The 19,777-nt window shown below is 65.2% G+C and carries 21 protein-coding genes and 1 pseudogene; 15 read left to right on the forward strand and 7 right to left on the reverse strand.

Annotated elements, in window-relative coordinates; genetic code table 11:
• Positions 1–26: 26 nt before the first annotated feature.
• From FFS18_RS06900 to pyk, 7 genes are all read right to left on the reverse strand, one after another.
• Positions 27–1,961 carry a cytochrome c3 family protein gene (locus FFS18_RS06900; RefSeq protein ID WP_137870308.1) on the reverse strand — a complete coding sequence of 645 codons (1,935 nt, stop codon included), beginning with the start codon at positions 1,959–1,961 and terminating at the stop codon, positions 27–29.
• A gap of 10 nt (positions 1,962–1,971) precedes the next feature.
• Positions 1,972–2,853 carry a hypothetical protein gene (locus FFS18_RS06905; protein WP_232014816.1) on the reverse strand — a complete coding sequence of 294 codons (882 nt, stop codon included), beginning with the start codon at positions 2,851–2,853 and terminating at the stop codon, positions 1,972–1,974.
• Positions 2,853–5,288, reverse strand: coding sequence for an NAD(P)-binding domain-containing protein (locus tag FFS18_RS06910; RefSeq protein WP_137870309.1), 2,436 nt, complete (start codon positions 5,286–5,288; stop codon positions 2,853–2,855). Before FFS18_RS06910 ends, FFS18_RS06905 begins: the two co-directional genes overlap by 1 nt.
• 224 nt (positions 5,289–5,512) lie before the next feature.
• The gene (locus FFS18_RS06915; protein ID WP_212743029.1) at positions 5,513–6,262 is read right to left on the reverse strand and encodes a hypothetical protein; all 750 of its coding nucleotides are present in this window, start codon (positions 6,260–6,262) and stop codon (positions 5,513–5,515) included.
• 72 nt (positions 6,263–6,334) lie between these two features.
• On the reverse strand, positions 6,335–7,420 hold the full coding sequence (locus tag FFS18_RS06920) for a DUF4189 domain-containing protein (protein WP_137870311.1): 1,086 nt from the start codon (positions 7,418–7,420) through the stop codon (positions 6,335–6,337).
• A 228-nt stretch (positions 7,421–7,648) separates the two neighbouring features.
• On the reverse strand, positions 7,649–8,422 hold the full coding sequence (locus tag FFS18_RS06925) for an arginyltransferase (RefSeq protein WP_137870312.1): 774 nt from the start codon (positions 8,420–8,422) through the stop codon (positions 7,649–7,651).
• Positions 8,423–8,766: 344 nt separating this feature from the next.
• The gene (pyk, locus tag FFS18_RS06930; RefSeq protein ID WP_137870313.1) at positions 8,767–10,221 is read right to left on the reverse strand and encodes a pyruvate kinase; all 1,455 of its coding nucleotides are present in this window, start codon (positions 10,219–10,221) and stop codon (positions 8,767–8,769) included.
• Positions 10,222–10,417: 196 nt separating this feature from the next.
• On the opposite strand from pyk, the gene FFS18_RS06935 reads away from it, so the two are divergent.
• The 15 genes and pseudogenes from FFS18_RS06935 to FFS18_RS07005 all read left to right on the forward strand — a co-directional run.
• Positions 10,418–10,744, forward strand: a complete 327-nt coding sequence (locus FFS18_RS06935; protein WP_137870314.1) for a DUF1244 domain-containing protein — start codon at positions 10,418–10,420, stop codon at positions 10,742–10,744.
• Positions 10,745–10,814: 70 nt separating this feature from the next.
• The gene (locus tag FFS18_RS06940) at positions 10,815–12,137 is read left to right on the forward strand and encodes a metal-dependent hydrolase family protein (RefSeq protein WP_137870315.1); all 1,323 of its coding nucleotides are present in this window, start codon (positions 10,815–10,817) and stop codon (positions 12,135–12,137) included.
• Between the two features lie 101 nt (positions 12,138–12,238).
• On the forward strand, positions 12,239–12,481 hold the full coding sequence (locus FFS18_RS06945) for a DUF2312 domain-containing protein (RefSeq protein ID WP_120215546.1): 243 nt from the start codon (positions 12,239–12,241) through the stop codon (positions 12,479–12,481).
• Between the two features lie 31 nt (positions 12,482–12,512).
• Entirely contained in the window at positions 12,513–12,830 is a 318-nt protein-coding gene (locus FFS18_RS06950; RefSeq protein ID WP_137870316.1) for a heavy metal-binding domain-containing protein, read from the forward strand.
• Positions 12,831–12,899: 69 nt separating this feature from the next.
• A complete protein-coding gene (locus FFS18_RS06955) occupies positions 12,900–13,646 on the forward strand; it encodes a YebC/PmpR family DNA-binding transcriptional regulator (RefSeq protein ID WP_137870317.1) in 747 nt (248 codons plus the stop codon).
• Positions 13,647–13,785: 139 nt separating this feature from the next.
• Positions 13,786–14,259: a crossover junction endodeoxyribonuclease RuvC gene (gene ruvC, locus FFS18_RS06960; RefSeq protein ID WP_137870318.1), complete on the forward strand. Its 474-nt coding sequence runs from the start codon at positions 13,786–13,788 to the stop codon at positions 14,257–14,259.
• Positions 14,260–14,385: 126 nt separating this feature from the next.
• Positions 14,386–14,988: a Holliday junction branch migration protein RuvA gene (gene ruvA / locus FFS18_RS06965; RefSeq protein ID WP_137870319.1), complete on the forward strand. Its 603-nt coding sequence runs from the start codon at positions 14,386–14,388 to the stop codon at positions 14,986–14,988.
• Positions 14,989–15,057: 69 nt separating this feature from the next.
• Complete coding sequence (locus tag FFS18_RS06970; protein ID WP_137870320.1) at positions 15,058–15,399, forward strand: GIY-YIG nuclease family protein; 342 nt, start codon at positions 15,058–15,060, stop codon at positions 15,397–15,399.
• The gene (locus FFS18_RS06975) at positions 15,377–15,844 is read left to right on the forward strand and encodes a GFA family protein (protein WP_137870321.1); all 468 of its coding nucleotides are present in this window, start codon (positions 15,377–15,379) and stop codon (positions 15,842–15,844) included. The genes FFS18_RS06970 and FFS18_RS06975 overlap by 23 nt, the downstream gene beginning before the upstream one ends.
• Positions 15,837–16,571 carry a haloacid dehalogenase type II gene (locus FFS18_RS06980; RefSeq protein ID WP_137870322.1) on the forward strand — a complete coding sequence of 245 codons (735 nt, stop codon included), beginning with the start codon at positions 15,837–15,839 and terminating at the stop codon, positions 16,569–16,571. The genes FFS18_RS06975 and FFS18_RS06980 overlap by 8 nt, the downstream gene beginning before the upstream one ends.
• A 1-nt stretch (position 16,572) precedes the next feature.
• Complete coding sequence (gene ruvB, locus FFS18_RS06985; protein WP_137870323.1) at positions 16,573–17,595, forward strand: Holliday junction branch migration DNA helicase RuvB; 1,023 nt, start codon at positions 16,573–16,575, stop codon at positions 17,593–17,595.
• A gap of 100 nt (positions 17,596–17,695) precedes the next feature.
• Positions 17,696–18,175 (forward strand): YbgC/FadM family acyl-CoA thioesterase, encoded by a 480-nt coding sequence (locus tag FFS18_RS06990; RefSeq protein WP_137870324.1) that lies wholly within the window; start codon positions 17,696–17,698, stop codon positions 18,173–18,175.
• The gene (gene tolQ, locus FFS18_RS06995) at positions 18,169–18,867 is read left to right on the forward strand and encodes a protein TolQ (protein ID WP_120215540.1); all 699 of its coding nucleotides are present in this window, start codon (positions 18,169–18,171) and stop codon (positions 18,865–18,867) included. The genes FFS18_RS06990 and tolQ overlap by 7 nt, the downstream gene beginning before the upstream one ends.
• Entirely contained in the window at positions 18,867–19,388 is a 522-nt protein-coding gene (gene tolR / locus FFS18_RS07000; protein ID WP_137870325.1) for a protein TolR, read from the forward strand. Before tolQ ends, tolR begins: the two co-directional genes overlap by 1 nt.
• A gap of 9 nt (positions 19,389–19,397) precedes the next feature.
• A pseudogene (locus tag FFS18_RS07005) lies at positions 19,398–19,777 on the forward strand (hypothetical protein); the annotation flags it as partial.

The raw sequence follows: 19,777 nt of genomic DNA on the forward strand, positions 1-19,777 counted from the left end.
GGCCCATTCTGGCCCCGGTCCTGAACCTATCCGCCCCGACTTGCCGCGTGCAAAGCAGGTGTGCGCCATGTCACTTTGTAAAGTCCCCGCCCCTCGGCGCCTGTGATCAAGCTCACACCATAGGTAGCACGCAGGGGTTTATTTGTGATTGCCGCGCTATTTACCTTCCGCTGACGCTTCGGCGCCCACGGCTGGCCGCCGTCGGAGTGATATTCGTGGCACATCGCGCAGGGCGATTCGGTCGCGGTTTCGACCTTCACCAGCCGCGCGCCGCTTTCGCCCACATGGCAGTCGCGGCATTGGCGGAGGCCCGGGACGAGCAGGTCGGTGGACGTCTTCGACCCCGGTGCCGCCGTGTGGCAATCGGCGCAATCGGTCTCGCGGTGCGCGTCATGGTCGAACCAGCCCTTTTGCAGATAGCGCGCGGTCTGGTTTACCGCCGCGACGCGCCAGTTATTTCCTGCGGCGGGCGCAAAGATCGTGTGACAATCATAACAGGCGCCGCCCTTTGAAAACACCGCGCGCACCGCATCCTGCGCGCGGCTCGGCCGCACCGCCACCTCGTTGAAATAGATATTGTAGACCTGCCCCTCGGCATAAGCGCCGGGGCGGCGCCGCTGCATCCCGCCGAGCTGCAGCGGGCGAGCAGGCGGGGTCGAGCGGTAATAGGCGGTGAGGTCTGCAATGACCTGATCGGGCTCGCCGTGGCGCAGCGTGCGCGTCACCCCGCCCACCGTCTCGAACGCCAGACTGTGGCACATCGCGCAGTCGCGTTCCATCTCGACCGGCTTGACGCGCACCCCGTCGGCCTCGACGCGGTGGCAATTTTCGCACTCCAGCTTTTGCCCGAAATCATGGCGTCCGCGGAAACTCGCCGCCATGCGCGCGACGCCGCCGGTGGCCTGCAAGTGAACATCATGCGGGAATTTGAGGCCGTTGTAATCGACCGTCCCCTTGCCCGGCGCGGCGCGCGCCAGCTTCGCCCCCGGCGCAGCGCGGACGAGCGGACGGAATTCGGGGTGGCCGGTGCCGAAGTCGGCAGCATCGGCCAGCAGCGTCGGATGCCCCGCCGCCTTCAGCCGCCCCTGCATCCCGTCGTGGCAGTCGACGCAGAATTTCTGCGGCGTCGCCGCCATCGGCCCGGCGCCCTCATGTTCGGTATGGCAATCGACGCAGCGGCCCTGCGGCCGGTTGAACACTTCGCCGACATTGGCCAGCAATTTGTCGAACCCGCCATCGGGTGCGCGCGCCGCGAGCAGCATCGCAGTCGGCGCGCCCGCATGCGCCGTGCTCATCGCCTTGTGCTCGCCGGTGTGGCAGCTGACGCACGCGGTGTCGGTGACCGCCACGAACGGTTCGACGTGGCACGACTGGCAATCATCCTTCAGGCTCGCGTGCGCGCTCGACAATGGTCCCGACGACCAGCTGCTGTCGGCGTGAAAACCGTCGGGGCGCTCGTCGACGCTCTTGTAGCTGTACCAGGCCCAGATCGGTCCGATCAGGAACGCCGCCAGCATCAGCACGGCGAACGCCCACGCGCCGACGCGCTTGCCGAGCATCACGCCTTGCAGCGAGAAGGCCTTGGCCTCGTCGACATCCTTCGACGATTGCGACAGCTCGTCGATGCGTTCGACCAGCAGGATGATCTTGTCATCCTCGCGCGCGATCGTCAGCCGGTGGCCGCCGAAACGCAGCTCGCCACCCGCCGCGCTGTCGATGTCGGCGACGGTTTCGCTGCGGCCGTTGAGGTCGAACCCCAGCCCCTCCTGCGCGGTCACCCGCACTGTCCGTCCGTCGGTGCTGCTGATTGTCGCATGCTGCGGATTCACCGCCAGGTCGGCGACGTGGATGATGTTCGAACTGTCGCGGCCCAGCGTGATCGTGTCGCCCGGCAGCGGTTGATCGCGGACGATCTGCTTGCCCGTCTTGGTCGTCGAAACGCGGCGCAGGATGAAGCTCATGATCCCCGCCTCACCAATAGAAAAAGACGCTGATGATATGCGCCGACAGCGCCGCGATCAGCGCGAAGGTCAGCGGCACATGCACATAGAGCCAGATTTCGAGCAGCGCGCGCAGCCGCAGGTGTGCGCGCAGCCGCGCCAGCGCCGCGACCTTCTGCTTCAGCAGCCCGACGACCTTGTCGCGCGCCGCCGCATCGCTGCTCTGCGACGCCGCCAGCGTGCGCAGCGCCGCTGCGGTCGCGCAGTTCGGATAGCGGCCCGACAGGCGCGCGCCGATACCACCCGCGAACGGATCTTCATCGAGCGCCGCGAGCACCGGCGCGGTGTCGGCGGGGGTCAGCGGCTGCGCGGCGCTGTGCAGCTGGCGATCAAAGGCGCGGATCGCCTCCAGCATCTGCATCTGCGTCATTTCGTCGCGATTGTTCGACAGCGCCGCGGGCAAGGTCGCATAGACGATCACCCCGTACAGCCCCGACAGGATGACCAGCATCATCAGCGCCCAAGCGAGCGTATGGACGTTCCAGCCGAGCTGGAACCCGGTGTGCCAGGTGCCGATGACGATCAGGCTGAGCCCCAGATAGACATGCGCCGACGTCCACGCTTTCAGCGACCAGTAATCACTCGTCATCTTGCGCTTGCGATAGCCGAGCGCGGTCAGCCACAGGATCAGCCCGGCGCCGATCGTGCCGAGCGTGTAACCGTACCAACTGCCGCCATTGTGCCGCGGCGTCACATCGACCAGCGCGTAGGAGATGATGATCAGCAGGCACAGCCCGCCCGAAATCTTCGCCCAGCGAAATCCCGCATAACGTAGGAACCCCTCATGCTTGCGCTCGCGCACCCGCTCGGTCTGGGTCGCCCTGTTGCGACGCCGCTGAAAAAGCGAGGCCATCAGTCGGTCGCCTCGTCGAGCCGCGCGATCGACAGGAATTCTTCGGGCGAGACGCGGATCGCAGCACCCGTCGGACACGCGCGCACGCACGCCGGGCCACCCGCGATTCCCTTGCACATGTCGCATTTGACCGCGATTTTCTTGGGCTTTTCGTCGCCCAACTGTTTCTTGGTCCATTTTGGCGACGGCTCGCCCGGGCCAGGGCCGAAACCGGTGAGCAGCCAGCGCAGCAAGCTGGGTTTTTGCGGTGGCGCCGCTTCCATCCGGATCACGCCATAGGGGCAGTTGCGCATACAATTGCCGCAGCCGATGCACCCGGGCTCCATGAAGACTTCACCGTCGGGGCCGCGATGGATGACGTTCGGCGGACAGTCGGCCATGCAGTGCGGATGCTCGCAGTGGCGGCAGCTCGTCGGCACATGCAGATGCGCAAAGGTCTTGCCCGCCTCGCGGTCGAGCCGCGACAAGCCTTCATGGCTGTCGGCGCAAGCCTTTTCGCAATTGTCGCAGCCCACGCACAGATTTTCGTCGATCAACAGCGCGTCGGTCGCCTCGCCCAGCCCCTCCTTCATGATGAAGGTCGCGGTGTCCGAATAAAGATCGACCGCGCTCGAATAGCTGGCTTTGCGCGATTCGATGAAGTCGTTCATCGCCGCGCGCTCGGCGACCGCCGCCTCGGTCGCGGCGCGCACCTGCGGCCGCGCGGCGAGCATCTTGCGGAAACTCTCGCCGGTCAGCTTGATGAGCTCAGCGCCGACCGCGGCCTTGACCGTGGCATTTCTGGGTTGCCCGCTCAGCACCCCCATTTCGCCGAAAAAGCTGCCCGCGGGCAGATAGCGCAGGAAGATCGGTTTGCCGCCGATGTCCTTTTCGACCACCATCGACCCCGAGCGGATGACATAGACATCATCGCCCTGTTCGCCCTCGGTCAGCACGACCTTACCTGCGGGAACGCGCTCGACCTCGGCGGCATCGACGACCTCCGCCAGATCGTCGACCGTCAGTCCGCCCTTGAAGATCTGGAGCAATTGTCGCTCGAGCGAGATGCGATTGATCACGCGCTTGGCGCCCGGCACCGCCGCCATCAGTTTCAGCGCCGCGGTGCGCGAGACTTCGACGAAGATGCTGTCCTCGCCGGCGCGGATCGTCGCGCCGCGCTTGCGGCCCGAAATCAGCCCGACCTCGCCAAAGATCGACCCCTGCTCGATCGGTACAGTGATGTCGGGACCGACCTCGACGACCGCATGGCCGTCGGCGATCGCGAACAGCGACGAGCCCGGCTCGCCCTTTTCGAACACGACGTCGCCCTTGCGATAAAAGGCGACCTTCGAATCGAGCATGAATTCGCGCATCTGCAGCGGCGACACATCGGCAAAGATGCGGATGCGGGTGCGCAGATATTCCAGCCATTCGCTGACCGACTTTTTCTGGGGCAGATCGGCAAAGATCGCCGCCAGATCCTTTTCGTCCGCCGGGGTCAGCGCGCTGTTACCATTGATGAACTCGACAACGTCATAACCCTGGTTCATGCAATGCTTGATCAGCGGATAACCCGCGAGCGCGCCGATGACGTAAAGGCCCGGCACGGTCGTCTCGAACGTCGGCGACAGTTTGGGAAAGGCTTCGCGGTCGGGGCCGGTGAATTCGATCCCCATCGATTCGACAAAGCCGCGCGGCGCGACCGACCCCAGCCGCGCGACGATCACGTCGCATTCGATCTTTTCCTCGCCATTCGGGGTTTCCAGCGTCAACCAGCCCGGCTCGACCTTCTTCGGCTGCGTCTCGGTGCGGATCGACATGAAGCCATTCTCGCCCGCCTCCATCATGTCGGCGACATTCTTCGCCTTGGCGCGCGCAAAATCCTTCGACCGGTTCAGGATCGTGACGGTGTTTTCCAGCGCCTCTTCGGCCACCCCCAGCGCATTTTCGATCCCCGCGTCGCCCGATCCGACGACGGTGATATGCTTGTCCTTGAAATCCTCGGGATCGTCGACCTGATAGATGATGTGCGGCAGGTCGGCGCCTTCGCAGCGCATCCGGTTCGGGTTTCCCTGCGTGCCGATCGCCAGCACGATATTTTCGGCGGTATAGACATCGCCTTTGGTGGTCTTGATCGCGAACGCGCCCTTGGCGCCGGTCACTTCGGCGACCTCGGCGTGATAGGCGACATTCACCTTGTTGTTCGCGGCATCCTCATCCCAATTGCCAAGGATATATTCGCGCGCGCCCTCGGCAAAGCGGCAGTCGGAGCGCAGGTCGAGCCGTTCGGGCGTCGCCAGCACCCGCTTGCCCTTCTGATATTTGAAGATCGTGTCCGACAGATGGTCGGTCTTTTCGAGCAATATGTGGCTGAGCCCCAGCTGCGCCGCGCGCGATGCGGCGCTCAGCCCCGCCGGACCCGACCCGATGATCGCGACCTTCACGGGTTCACTCATGCGCCCGTCACCGCGCGGCCAAGGCCGGTGTCCCTGTCGCTGGCCGTGATGCTGACGAACGCGCGCACGGGCATCCTACCCCCCTCTCGCCAGCCCCCCGGCGAATACATAACGGATGCGACCCGGACTTATGTCCTGGACGCAAAGCTATGCCCTTGAAAGCGGGGAAAGGTCAACCGTTCGCGGCTGTCCGGCGGCGGCGGGCGGCGATGGCCGGGGGCAAATCAACCACGCGCGCGCCGCGCGACGCATTGTTTCAGCCGATCGCGCGCCGCATGTCCGCCCGTCCAGTCAACCTTTGCGACCGACTTACCCTTGATCTGCAAGTCGAAGCCGTGGGTGTCGAGCATATTGTCGAGCAGCGCTTCGACCGACGGCACCGCCAGCGCGATTGCGCCATAGGCTTCCCCGGGCAAACCGTAATTATATGCTTCGACCGTCTGCGGCGGGCTGCCGTCCGACTGGACCAGCGTCACCTTGATCTTTTCGACTCCGACCGGCTGCGGGATGTCGTCGCTCCAGAAGGTGAGCAGCGCCCCATTATAGTCGCCCCCCGGCCCGGAAACACGGACCAACCCGTCCTTTTTCCAGTAAAAGGCGGCACAATATTCGCCCGGCGCCGGTTTGGCATGATCCTGAAAAAAGTCCCAACCGCCATTTTCGTACCGGGCGTAACGCGGGTCTTTCATCATTTCGGCTCGCCGTGCCATGTTGTCGACATTCTGCTGCATCAGCGCGATCATGCCCGTGGCGACGCTCATCCGATCGCGCATCGGGTCCGCCGGCGGCTCTGCATAGCGCGGGCCGCCGTCGTCTGGTCCGCCCTGCTGCGGTGTCGCCGCAATATCCATCATCTGCCGGTGATGCTCGGCATTGGCGGCGCAGATGTTGGGAAGATCAGAGCAGGCGGCGGCCGGTGCGCTGACCGACAAAGCGAACGCCGCAGCGCCGCCCCGCACCAAGGGTTTGATCAAATCGGCGCGAAACATGACAATTCTCCGAAACGCAAAAACTGACAAACAAGGACAAGGCGAGTCGGACGATCATCACGGAACGTCCGCGACGACATCCAGTCGCGAAGTACCGGCGTCGTATGTGGCGACAACGCGGCACGGCGCTGCGGCCGAGGGACAGGCCCGCGCGATCCTGGCCGCGACCGACGTGTCGTCGGACACCAGCGACTTCTTTGTCTTTCGTTTGGGCTTGGCCGCATTGGGTACGGCGCTGGTCCAGCCGACCTTTCCCTGCGCATCGACAAATTGAACCAGCACGCCGTTCGCGGCAAAAGCAATGATTGCGCAGGGGACCCCCGCGTCGGCCTGACACCGCGCCAGCAATTCCGCTCGCGCAGCTGCGGATTTCTGTTGGCCGCTGCTCAGCCAGCTCTTGTTCTGCCACGCCGCAATCGGCGTTTTTTCCGGTCTGGCGACCAAGGCCCAACGATTCCATGTCAACGGACCGTTGGGAAAGGAATCGGAGACATATTGCGCATCGGGATTGTCATTGAGCGGCATCCGGCCTGTCTGGGTATAACCCAGGAATTTGCACCCGAATGCGTTGCGCGAGCATAGTTCGATCGACGGATTCCAGTCGACGACAGTCCGGGACGCTGTGGCATTTTTTTGTGTCGTATCGTCTAATGTCGTCATCGCCTTGATCCACAACAGGCCCATGGCGTCTTCTGCGACATAGATAAGCCCAAATTCCGACAGCGTGTCGGCGACATAACATTCAGCACCGGTCCCCGCTTTGCAGCCAGCAAGCGCGCGCTGTTTCGCTGCTTCCATCGTCTTGTGTCCCGCCGACATCCACACCGATGAGGTGTCGATATGATAGGCAGCCGCCATGAAGCCCGCTTTCTGGGGTTCATAATGCTTTGTCGGTGCGCGAAAAGGCGACTCGTTCGGATTATCGCCACTCTCACCACCGCCAACATATTGGCACAGCAGGATCGGCGCATGCCCCGCCCCCCCGCCCGTCTGGCCGACCACGACCTCGCCCGGGCCCGGGCCGTTACCCCACGGATATTGCGCCTGCGCCGCCTGGGGCACGGTCCACGATAGTAGTAGAACGGCGAATAATGCCGCCGACACGCGATTAAAACCATTAACAATCATTTGCTTATCTTCCATCGCGGGGGTGCAAGCGAGACCTCTCCAGCCATGAGTCTAGAGGCTTCGGGCGCGCCGGTCATCGCTCCGCATGACCCGGGTCGATATCGGGGGGGGCATGGCAAAATAGCGTGAAACGCCAATAGCGTGTGTCGTGCGGTTGCAACGCATAAGACCAGGGTATGGCGCGCGTCACGCGGCCACTGTGACCAAAATCACAACCAGTACACCGCGATGGGCGGCGCCAAGTCAGGCGAGTTCGAACATCGCCGCAATGCCGCTCGGAGCGGCGGGTTCGAAGCGCGACCAGCCATCGGGGCCAAGCCGCTCGATCGGGCGGAAACGCGCCTTGTACGCCATGCGCGCCGACCCCTCGATCCAGTAACCGAGATAGACATAGGGCAGGCCCGCCCGCGCCGCGCGCTGGACATGGTCGGCGATGATATAGGTGCCCAGCCCTTCACGCAGCGGGTGCGCGGCGTCAAAGAAGCTGTAGATCATGGACAATCCGTCGCCCTGCCGGTCGGTCAGGCAACAGCCGACCAGGCGGCCCTTGCTGCCGTCGGTGGTCGGCTCGCGATACTCGATCATATAGCTGTCGACGGGGGTCTGTTCGACCATGTCGGCGAAATCCTGCTCGTCCATGTCGGCCATGCCGCCATTGGGGTGGCGCGAGCCGAGATAAGAGCGCAGCAACGCATATTGTTCCTCGGTCGCCCACGGCTTGCACGCGGTTGCGACCAGATCGCCGTTGCGGCGGATCGTCCGCTTTTGCGACGTGCTGGGGGTGAACTCGGCGGCGCAAACGCGCACCGACACGCAGGCCGCGCAATCGGCGCAGCTGGGACGATAGGCCACCGACTGGCTGCGCCGGAATCCGATGCGGCCCAGCGCGTCGTTCAATTCGTTGGCCGTATTGCCGCTGAGTTCGGTGAACACCTTGCGTTCGGTCTTGCCCGCCAGATAGGGGCAAGGTGCCGGGCTGGTGACGAAAAAGCGCGGAAAACGGAACGGTGCGGACACGCGGCTTAAACCTCCAGATATGCGATGCGGAATCCCCCCAACGCGGGTCCGACGCTCACCACCCACCAACTATGCCGCGCGGCGTCAATGGTGCAAAGTCCGTTTACCATTTTTAGTCGTGCCGTTCTGAATCACCTCGAAAATTATCTGAATCGGGCGGTAAGGATTGTGCCGATTTGAATCGACTATGGTCTCAACGATCCTCCCTGTGGCGAAGCCATGGGGAGGTGGCAGCGGCGAAGCCGCTGACGGAGGGGCCATGGCGCTGACGGCGCGGCCCCTCCACCATCCGCTTGGCGGACGGTCCCCCTCCCCATGGCTTCGCCACAGGGAGGATTCTCTATTCAGCTATACCCGCGCAGTTCGTCGCCGGTCAGCGTCGCGACGTGCAGCACGTTGGTCGAACCCGGCGTGCCGAACGGCACCCCCGCCATCATCACCAGTTTCGACCCCGCCGTGCCGATGCCGTGGCGCAGCGCCATGCGCTTGCCCTTGGCGATCATTTCTTCAAAGCTGCCGATGTCCTTGGTCGATACGGCGTGGGCGCCCCACAACAGGCCCATGCGCCGCGCGGCTTCCTTTTTCGGCGTCAGCACCAGCAATGGCGCCCCCGCCCGCTCGCGCGCGACGCGGCGCGCGGTCGAGCCCGAAAAGGTGAAGCAGATGATCGCATCGGCGTCGATCGTGCGCGTGATATCACCCGCCGCCTCGGCCAGCGCGTCGGCCGTGGTCGCGTCGGGTGTCGTTTCGGTAAAGTGCAGGCGCCGGAAATAATCAGGATCGCTTTCGACCGAGCGCGCAATCGAATCCATCATGGTCACCGCTTCCACCGGCCACGCGCCAGCTGCGGTCTCGGCCGACAGCATGATCGCGTCCGCCCCGTCGTACACCGCGGTCGCGACGTCGCTCACTTCCGCGCGCGTCGGCGACGGCGAGACGATCATCGATTCGAGCATCTGCGTCGCGACGACCACCGGCTTGCCCATCCGCCGCGCGGTGGCGACGATGCGCTTTTGCAACGGCGGCACCGCCTCAGGAGGAAGCTCGACGCCGAGGTCACCGCGCGCGACCATCGCCGCGTCGGCGAGCTCGAGGATTTCCTCGATCCGCTGCACCCCCGACGGCTTTTCGAATTTCACCAGCAGTGCTGCCTTGCCGCCGATCAAGCGCCGCGCTTCGGCGACATCCTCGGGCCGCTGGACGAACGACAGCGCGACCCAGTCGACATGCTGCTCCAGCGCAAAGGTCAGATCTTTGCGGTCCTTCTCGGTGAGCGCCGCGAGCGGCACCACCACGTCCGGGACATTGACCCCCTTGCGGTCCGAAATCTTGCCGCCGACCTCGACGACCGTGTCAATCCGCGTCGGCGAGACGGCCTGGACGCGCAGCACCAGCTTGCCGTCGTCGATCAGCAGCCGCGTCCCCGGTTCGAGCGCCGCGAACAATTCAGGGTGCGGCAGGTGGACGCGCGTCGCATCACCTGCCGCCTTGTCGGCATCGAGCGCGAACGCCGCGCCCTTCATCAGCTCGGCGGGGCCGTCCTTGAACGTCCCGACGCGCAGCTTTGGCCCCTGCAAGTCAACCAGGATCGTCGTCGGGCGCCCGGTTTCCTTCTCCAGCGCGCGGATCGCGGCGATCACCTTGGCGTGCCCCGCATGGTCGCCATGGCTCATATTGACGCGAAAGGCGTCGGCGCCGGCACGGTGCAGCGCCGCGATCATCTCGGGATTCGCGCTCGCAGGACCAAGCGTCGCCAGGATGCGCACCTTGCGCTGGCGGGGGGTAAAACTCTGGACCACAAATGCTCCGATATGGTTTCGATCATCGCCGGAGCCCTGAGCCTGTCGAAGGGCGCCTATCCACGATAAGCGCCCTTCGACAGGCTCAGGGCTACGGTTTTGTCCGAACAGATAGACACCTCTTGCCTAGTCTCACTGCCCCCGGCAAGGCAAGCCGCGTATAGCTATTCATGCCCCCAGCAGAAGGAAATCCGCCATGTCCTGCAGCGACGACCAGGCCGCCCCGAACGATGCGCTCGATACGCTGGACGATGCGGTGGCGGCGGCCGCCTTCCGCCGCCTCGTCCGCCTGCTCCAGCACCGCCATGACGCCGCGAACATCGACCTGATGGGGCTCGCGGGTTTCTGCCGCAATTGCCTCGGCGACTGGATCGCCGACGAGGGCGGCATGGACAAGGAAAGCGGCCGCGCGATCGTCCACGGCATGCCGACCGCCGAATGGAAAGCGCTGCACCACACCGCCGCTACCCCCGAACAGCTGGCGCGGATGGAGTCGAGCATGGCAAGAAACCCGCGCGACTGAGCTTGCGACGCCCCGGCTTTCGCGACATGATCGGACGACAAGGCGGAGAGCCAACAGGGAGATAATCGGGATGCGCATGACATGGGCCGCAGCGACAATCGCGGCAGGGCTGATCGCGAGCACGCCGCTGGCCGCTCAGCCGTCCGCCACGACCTATATCCACGCCGGGCGCCTGCTCGACCAGCCGGGGCGCGAGCCGCGCGGGCCATCGACGATCGTCGTCCGCGACGGGAAGATCGCCGAAGTACACGACGGCTTTGCGACGCCCGAGGCCGATGCGCGCGTCGTCGACCTGAAGAACGCCTTTGTCCTCCCCGGCCTGATCGACATGCACGTCCATATTTCCAGCGACGACAATCTGCTGCGCAGCCGCCTCGAAAGCTCGGGCCGCGACGTCGAGGATATATTCGTGATCGCGCAGGGCAATGCGCGCAAGACGCTCGAGGCGGGCTTTACGACGGTACGCGATCTGGGCGGCGATGGCCGCACGACGACGACGCTGCGCGATGCGATCAACAATGGCGTCATCGTCGGGCCGACCGTGGTCCCCGCCGGAACGATGATTTCGGTGACGGGCGGTCATGGCGGGGTCAACGGCCTCAACCGCACCCTGACGCACGCGGTCGCGGCCGAGCGGACCAATATCTGCGACGGCCCCGACGGCTGCGCCAGCGCCGTCCGCGCGCAGATTTCCCTCGGCGCCGAGGTGATCAAATTCGCCGCAACCGGCGGCGTACGCTCCAATGTTGCGGGCGGGCTGGGCAAACAGATGTCCGACGCCGAAATGAAGTCGGTCGTCGACACCGCGCATAGCTTTGGCCGCAAGGTGACCGCCCATGCGCATGGCAAGGAAGGCATCGACGCCGCGCTGCGCGCCGGGGTCGATTCGATCGAACATGGCAGCTTCATCGACGATGAGACGGTCAAGCTGTTCAAGGCGTCGAATGCGGCGCTGGTGCCGACTGCGGTTGCGCCGATCGCCGCGCTGGCACAGACGCGCCGCGGCGATGCCCCGGCGCCGCAGCTCGCCAAGGCCGAGGAAGCGGCGGCAGCGCACGCAAACAGCATGGCGCGCGCGATCCGCGGCAATGTCCGCATCCTGTTCGGCACCGATTCGGGCGTCGCGCCGCACGGCGACAATGCCAAGGAGTTCGCGTTGATGGTCAAGGCGGGGATGACGCCCGCGCAGGCGATCAAGGCCGCGACCATCGACAATGCCACCGAACTCGACCGGCCGATCGGGGCGATCCTGCCGGGACGCGAGGCCGACATCATCGCCGTCACCGGCGACCCGCTGGCCGATGTCACCGCGCTGGAAAAGGTCGATTTCGTGATGCGGCGCGGCGTGGTCCACAAGGATGGCGGCAAGCGCCAGCCGTTTCCGCCCGAATAAGCGATTGAGTCCAAGAAAGCATGGCGAAAACGCAGCGGGACGATTAGGGACGCAGCAGCCGCGATTCTCGCGCCGCATCATCCCAATCACCGGAGCCCAAAATGAGCGAAGCCACCGTATCCGACGAACAACTGCGCCTTTTCATCGAGCGCATCGAGCGGATGGAAGAAGAAAAAAAAGGCGTCGCCGACGACATTCGCGACACCTATAACGAAGCGAAATCGCAGGGTTATGATCCCAAGATCATGCGCCAGATCGTTCGCCTGCGCAAACTGCCGCCGAACGACCGCAAGGAAATGGAAGCGATCCTCGACGTTTACAAATCGGCGCTCGGCATCGACTGAGCACCCTTTTTATCAGCCTAGGAGAGTGACGATGTTCAGCACCACCACAAATACGATCGAAGGCCGTCCGGCCCGCGAATATCTGGGCATCGTCACCGGCGAAGTGATCGTCGGCGCCAACCTGTTCCGCGACCTGTTCGCCAGCATCACCGACATCGTTGGTGGTCGGTCGGGCAAATATGAGGACGTCCTCTCCCGCGCCCGCAAGGAAGCGATCGCCGAAATGGAAGCCGAAGCCGCGCGCCTGGGCGCCAATGCCGTCGTCGGCGTCGACCTTGATTATGAAGTGCTGGGCCAGAACGGGTCGATGCTGATGGTCAGCGCCTCGGGGACCGCAGTCGTCATCTGACGCGGTTGTCTCTTGTCGGCCGCCGCTGTAGGGCGGCGCCAGCTTTCAAATTCACCGATGGAGGGTGGCTTGGCCGGCCATAGTAAATTCAAGAACATCATGCACCGCAAGGGTGCGCAGGACAAAAAGCGCAGCAGCCTGTTTTCGAAGCTCAGCCGCGAAATCACCGTGGCGGCGAAGATGGGCCTGCCCGATCCCGACGCGAATGCGCGTCTTCGGGCGGCGGTCAACGCCGCCAAGGCGCAGTCAATGCCGAAGGACAATATCCAGCGCGCGATCGACAAGGCCGCGGGCAATGACGGCGATAATTACGAGGAAATCCGCTACGAGGGCTACGGCCCCGGCGGCGTGTCGCTGATCGTCGAAGCGCTGACCGACAACCGCAACCGCACCGCGACCAACGTCCGCACCGCGTTCAGCAAGAATGGCGGCAACCTCGGCACCTCGGGCAGCGTGTCGCACGGCTTCGACCGGCTCGGCCTGATCAACTATGCCGCGAGCGCGGGCGACGCCGACACGGTGTTCGAAGCCGCGCTCGACGCGGGCGCCGACGATGTCGAGTCGTCCGAGGACGGCCACGACATCTGGACCAGCGTCGACAGCCTGCACGAAGTCGCGAAGGCGCTCGAAGCGAAGCTGGGTGAAGCCGAAGGCGTGAAGCTCGCATGGCGCCCGACGCTGAAGAGCGAAGTCGCCGACGAAGCCATCGCGCAGACGCTGTTCAAGCTGATCGACACGCTAGACGACGACGACGATGTGCAGACCGTGTGGGGCAATTACGAGATTCCCGATGCGGTGATGGAGAAATTGGGTTGAACCCAACCCTCCCCACTCGTGGGGAGGTGGCAGCGCAAAGCGCTGACGGAGGGGGGGTGCGACCTTTAGCCTCGCTTGAGGTCGCGAGCCCCCTCCACCACCCTTCGGGTGGTCCCCCTCCCCGTTCCGGGGAGGAACGATGATCATCCTTGGCCTCGATCCTTCACTCAGCTGCACCGGCTGGGGCATCATCCGCGCCGAGGGCAGCCGGATCAGCCACATCGCGAACGGCCAGATCAAGACCGACGCCAAGGCGCCGCTGCCCGACCGCCTCGCGCATCTCGACACGGTGCTGGCGGCAGTCATCGCCGACCACGCCCCGACCCACGCCGCGGTCGAGGAAGTGTTCGTCAACGACAATCCGCAATCGACGCTGAAACTCGCGCACGCACGCGGCGTCGCCCTGCTCGGCTGCGCGCGCGGTGGGCTGGCCGTCGCCGAATATGCCCCGCGCCTCGTCAAGAAAGCGATCGTCGGCACCGGCGGTGCGGCAAAGGAACAGGTGCAGGCGATGCTGCGCATCCTGCTGCCGGGCGCAAAGGTCACCGGGCCGGACGCTGCGGATGCGCTGGCGGTCGCGATCTGTCATGCGAACCATCGGCCGCGCTACTAAACCCTCGTCACCCCGGACTTGATCCGGGGTCCAGGCGGCGCGGCTGGAATGGATGCCGGATCAAGTCCGGCATGACGAAGCAGGGAAACTGTTCCCTTTTCATTCCCCCCGCGCTACGCAGGGTGAATGATCGCGAAACTCACCGGACGACTGGACTCCAGCGGCGCAGGCCATGCGGTGATCGACGTCGGCGGCGTCGGCTATCTGGTCGAGGCATCGGCGCGCACCCTCGACGCGCTCGGCCCCACCGGCGGCGACGTAACCATCCACACCGAAATGCTGGTCGGCGAGGATTTCCTGCGCCTGCTCGGCTTTGCCAAGGCTGAGGAACGCGACTGGTTCCGTATGCTCACCAGCGTTCAGGGCGTCGGCGCGAAGGTCGCGCTCGCGATCCTCTCGGCGCTGGAGATCGCCGACCTGCAACGCGCGCTGGCGAGCGGCGACAGCGCGATGATCGCGCGCGCCAACGGCGTCGGGCCGAAGCTGGCGCAGCGGATCACGCATGAACTGAAGGACAAAGCGGGCGCGCTCGGCGGCATTGCTGGCAGCGGCACGACTTATGTGCCAACCACCCCCGGCCCCCTCGCCGACGCCGTCACCGCGCTCACCGGCCTCGGTTTCAAACCCGGCGAAGCAAGCGCCGCGGTTGCGGCAGCGAATGAAGAATTGGGAGCGGAAGCTAGTCTCGATGCCTTGGTCCGGGTGGCGCTTAAGAAGGTCGCAAAATGAGAAGGCAGAAATCTCCCTTCCTCGTCATGCTGAACTTGTTTCAGCATCCATGGCCCTAAGTTCGCACCCATGCGCGATGCGTTTCACCCTTGCACCTACATCCTCGTCAGCCATCGGGGCGGCACGCTCTATATCGGCGTTACCTCCAACCTCCTACAGCGGATGTGGCAGCATCGGAATGGCGCAACTAAGGGCTTTGCCGGGCGCCATCGCATATATCGGCTCGTCCATTTCGAGTTTTTCGGCACCATGGCGCTGGCCATCGCGCGGGAAAAACAGCTCAAGAACTGGCATCGCGCATGGAAGATCAACCTCATTGAGGCAGCCAACCCCGAATGGCGCGACCTCGCCTTCGACATCGGCGCTGGACCAGTCGGCCGGGCCATGGATGCTGAAACAAGTTCAGCATGACGAAATTCAGGAACACCGCGCAACCGTGACCGAAACCGCCTCTCTCACCCACCACGCCTCCTGCCGCTGCGGCGAAATCCGCATCGCCTGCTCCGGCGAGCCGATCCGTGTGTCGGTGTGCCATTGCCGCGAGTGCAAGGCGCGCAGTGGCAGTGCCTTTGCCGCGCAGGTGCGCTTCGCCGCCGAGCAGGTCCGCATCGAGGGCGAGGCGAACGCAAGGATGTGGCAATATACTGGCGAGAGCGGTCACACCGCCGATTTCTTCTTTTGCGGCACCTGCGGGTCGGGCGTCTGGTACCGCGCGCGGCCCTATCATGATGCTTTCGCCATCCCGCTCGGCAATTTTGCGCCCGGCCACGGCTTCGTCCCCAATTATTCGGTGTACGAGGACCGCATGGAGCCTTGGGTTTCGATCAGCGGCGAGGCAATAGAGCATCATGACTGAGCCCACCGCCGCCCGCCGCCCCAAAGCCTTCGCCTTCGACGTCTTCGGCACCGTCGTCGACTGGCGCAGCAGTATCGCGCGCGAGTCCGCGATCTTCCTTGCCCGGATCGACCGTACCGACATCGACCCGCATGATTTCGCCGACCAGTGGCGCCGCCGTTACCTGCCCGCGATGGCGGCGGTCAGCGGCGGCCAGCGCGGCTTCGTGAAACTCGACATCCTGCACCGCGAAATGCTCGAAGCGGTGCTGCACGCGCAGGGTATCGACGCCGCGACGCTCGATCCTGCGCTGCTCGCCGACTGGACCAACGCCTGGCACCGGCTCGATCCCTGGCCCGATAGCGTCGCGGGGATCGCGCGGCTGCGCACCGCCTTTCCCGTCGTCACGCTGTCGAACGGCAATGTGTCGCTGATGATCGACATGGCGCGCCGCGCCGGGATCGTGTGGGACGCCATCCTCGGCGCCGAATATGCCCGCGCGTACAAGCCGCAACCCGCCGCCTATCTTGCGACCGCCGACGCGCTGGGGCTCGCGCCGCACGAGCTTTGCCTTGTCGCTTCGCACCACAGCGACCTAGCCGCCGCGCGCGGTTGCGGGCTGATGACCGCCTATATCGACCGGCCCATGGAATATGGCGGCGCCCGCGCGCCCGATGCCGACGCGGCGCAGGATTGGGCGTATAGCGCCGACAGCCTGACCGACCTGGCGGCGCAAATGGAATGCTGATTTGACCGACCTCACCACCCCCATCCGCACCCCCGAGGACGCCGACGCCGCGCTGCGCCCGAAAACGCTCGCCGAATTCGTCGGGCAGGCGGCGGCGCGCGAGAATCTGCGGATCTTTATCGAGGCCGCCAAATCGCGCTCCGATGCGCTTGACCATGTGCTCTTCTACGGCCCGCCCGGTCTCGGCAAGACGACGCTGGCGCAGATCGTCGCGCGCGAACTCGGCGTCGGTTTCCGTTCGACCAGCGGCCCGGTGATCGCCAAGGCGGGCGACCTTGCGGCCTTGCTTACCAATCTCGAAGACGGCGACGTGCTGTTCATCGACGAAATCCACCGGCTGTCGCCTGCGGTCGAGGAAATCCTTTATCCGGCGATGGAGGATCGCGCGCTCGACATCATGATCGGCGAAGGACCGTCGGCGCGCAGCGTGCGGATCGATTTGCCCAAATTCACTCTTGTCGGCGCGACGACGCGGCAGGGGTTGCTCACGACGCCGCTGCGCGACCGCTTCGGCATTCCGGTGCGGCTCAATTTCTACACGCATGGCGAGCTGGAGCAGGTCATCACGCGCGCCGCGCGGCTGCTCGCGCTGCCGATCGCCCCCGATGGCGCGCTGGAGATTGCCAAGCGCTCGCGCGGGACGCCGCGCATCGCCGGGCGGCTGCTGCGCCGGGTGCGCGATTTCGCGACGGTTGCGGGGCATGCGATCGTCGATGCGAAGGCCGCCGACGCCGCGCTCAACCGGCTCGAGGTTGACGCGCTCGGGCTCGACGCGATGGACCGCCGCTACCTGACGATGATCGCCGACATCTATCGCGGCGGGCCGGTCGGGGTCGAGACGATGGCCGCGGGGCTGTCCGAACCGCGCGACACGATCGAGGATGTGATCGAACCCTATCTGCTGCAAGTCGGCCTGATCGCGCGCACCGCGCGCGGGCGGATGCTGAACGCCAGCGCGTGGAAGCATCTGGGGCTGAATCCGCCCGCAGGGTCGCAGGACGGTTTGTTCGACAACGGGAAATAGGCGAAAAACCGCCGCTTCCTCCCACCAAATGGCCCCCATCTGCGACGAACCGTTGGTTTGGGGTTTGCGACGAGTCGAAGGGCGGCTATCGATCAACCCCATGGTAAACGCCCCGCCCCCCTTCATCCCCGGCGCCTTCGTCGGGGCGGCGCATCATTACCGGGCGCGCGTCTATTTTGAGGATACCGACCTCAGCGGTATCGTCTATCACGCCAATTACCTGCGCTATATGGAACGCGCGCGGTCGGACATGCTGCGCATCGCCGGGATCGACCAGCGCGCGGCGATGGAGGCGGGCGACGGCAGCTGGGCGGTCACCGACCTCGCCATCCAATATCGCCGCCCCGCCAAGCTCGACGACGACCTGCTGGTGGTCAGCACCGTCGAAGCCGTGCGCGGCGCGAGCGTGATCATTGCCCAGCGCATCCTTCGCGGAACTGACACGTTAAGCGGCGAGACATTGACGGACGGGCAAGTCACCGCCGCCTTTCTGTCACCCGACGGTCGGCCGCGCCGCCAGCCCGCGGGATGGGCCGACCGCTTTACCGCCATCATGAATGGAGAGAAAATCCCTTGCTAGACAATATCTCGCTGGCCGCCGACGCGGCGACCCTGTCCCCGGTCGCGCTGTTCCTGCAGGCCGATATTATCGTGAAGGCGGTGATGATCGGGCTGCTGCTCGCGTCGATCTATGTCTGGGCGGTGATCTTCACCCAAGGGCGCGGCGTCGGCAAGCTGATGCGGGCATCCGAAAATTTCGAGCGCGATTTCTGGCGCGCCGACAATATCGACAAATTCTATGACAAGAACAGCAGCGAGGATCTGCCGAGCGCCAAGGTGCTGGGCGCCGGGATCAGCGAATGGCGCCGCTCGACCAAAGGCAAGGTCATCGACCGCGACGGCACGCGCGAACGGCTGGGCATCGCGATGAACTCGGCGATTGCGGGCGAGGTCGACCGGCTGGCGGACAAGATCGGGACGCTGGCGACGATCGGCTCGGTGGCGCCGTTCGTGGGTCTGTTCGGCACCGTATGGGGCATCATGCGCAGCTTCACCGCGATTGCCGCGAGCAACAACAGCAGCCTGGCCGTCGTCGCGCCGGGTATCGCCGAAGCGTTGTTCGCGACCGCGATCGGCCTGTTCGCTGCGATCCCCGCGGTGATAGCGTACAACAGTTTCTCGCAGCGCCTGAACCGCCTCGAATCGCGCCTCGGCCGCTTCGCCGACGGGCTGCACGCGACGTTCAGCCGTGAGCTGGAGGTGGACGCCTGATGGGCATGACCGGTCCCTCGAGCGGCGGTATCGGCGGACGGCGCGGCCGCGGCGGGCGCCGCGCGCCGATCGCGGACATCAACGTCACCCCGCTGGTCGACGTCATGCTGGTGCTGTTGATCATCTTCATGATCACCGCGCCCTTGCTCGCCTCTGCCGTGCCGATCGACCTGCCCGAAAGCCGCGCCAAGCCGATCGAGACCGAGGAGCAGGAACCGGTCCAGCTGTCGATCAACGCCGACGACACGCTCTACATCGGCGAAGAGGTTGTGCCCGAGGCCGAACTTCCCGCCCGTCTCGACGCCATCGCGCGCGAACGTCAGGGCGAGGACAAGCCGCGCCAGATCATGCTGCGCGCCGACAAGGGGCTCGATTATGGCCGCGTGATGCGCGTCATGGGCGAACTCAACCGCGCGGGGCTGACGCGCATTTCGCTGGTGACTACCGGTGCCGAAGGCGCTGCCGACAGCGCACCGACCGCCGAGGCCGCGGTCACCGACGGTTCAGAAACGGGGCAATAGGGTCGCATCATGGCCGCAGCACGGGCATTGGGGGGAAAGGAAGGACGCGGCTTTGCCATCGCGGTGGCGGCGCATGTCGTGATCATCGGCCTTCTTTCCGTCCAGTGGACTGCGGGCGAGCGCCGGTTCGACAATCCACCGATGGAGGTCGATCTGATCGCCGAAACCGCGGTGCAATCGACCGCCCCGGTGATCAGCGAAACCCCGCCCGCGGCGCGACTGGGCGAAGAGGATATGACCGACATCGCCGCGCCCGAACCGATGCCCGCGCCGCCGCTGCCCGAACCGATCGTCCGCCCGACGCCTGCGCCGACCCCGAAACAGGTCGCGCGGCCGAAGGCGCAGCCCAAACAGACCCCGCCCGCGGCCGCCAAGGCTCAGCCCAAGGC

This window comes from Sphingopyxis sp. 2PD, from assembly GCF_005503695.1.
Lineage (GTDB): Bacteria > Pseudomonadota > Alphaproteobacteria > Sphingomonadales > Sphingomonadaceae > Sphingopyxis.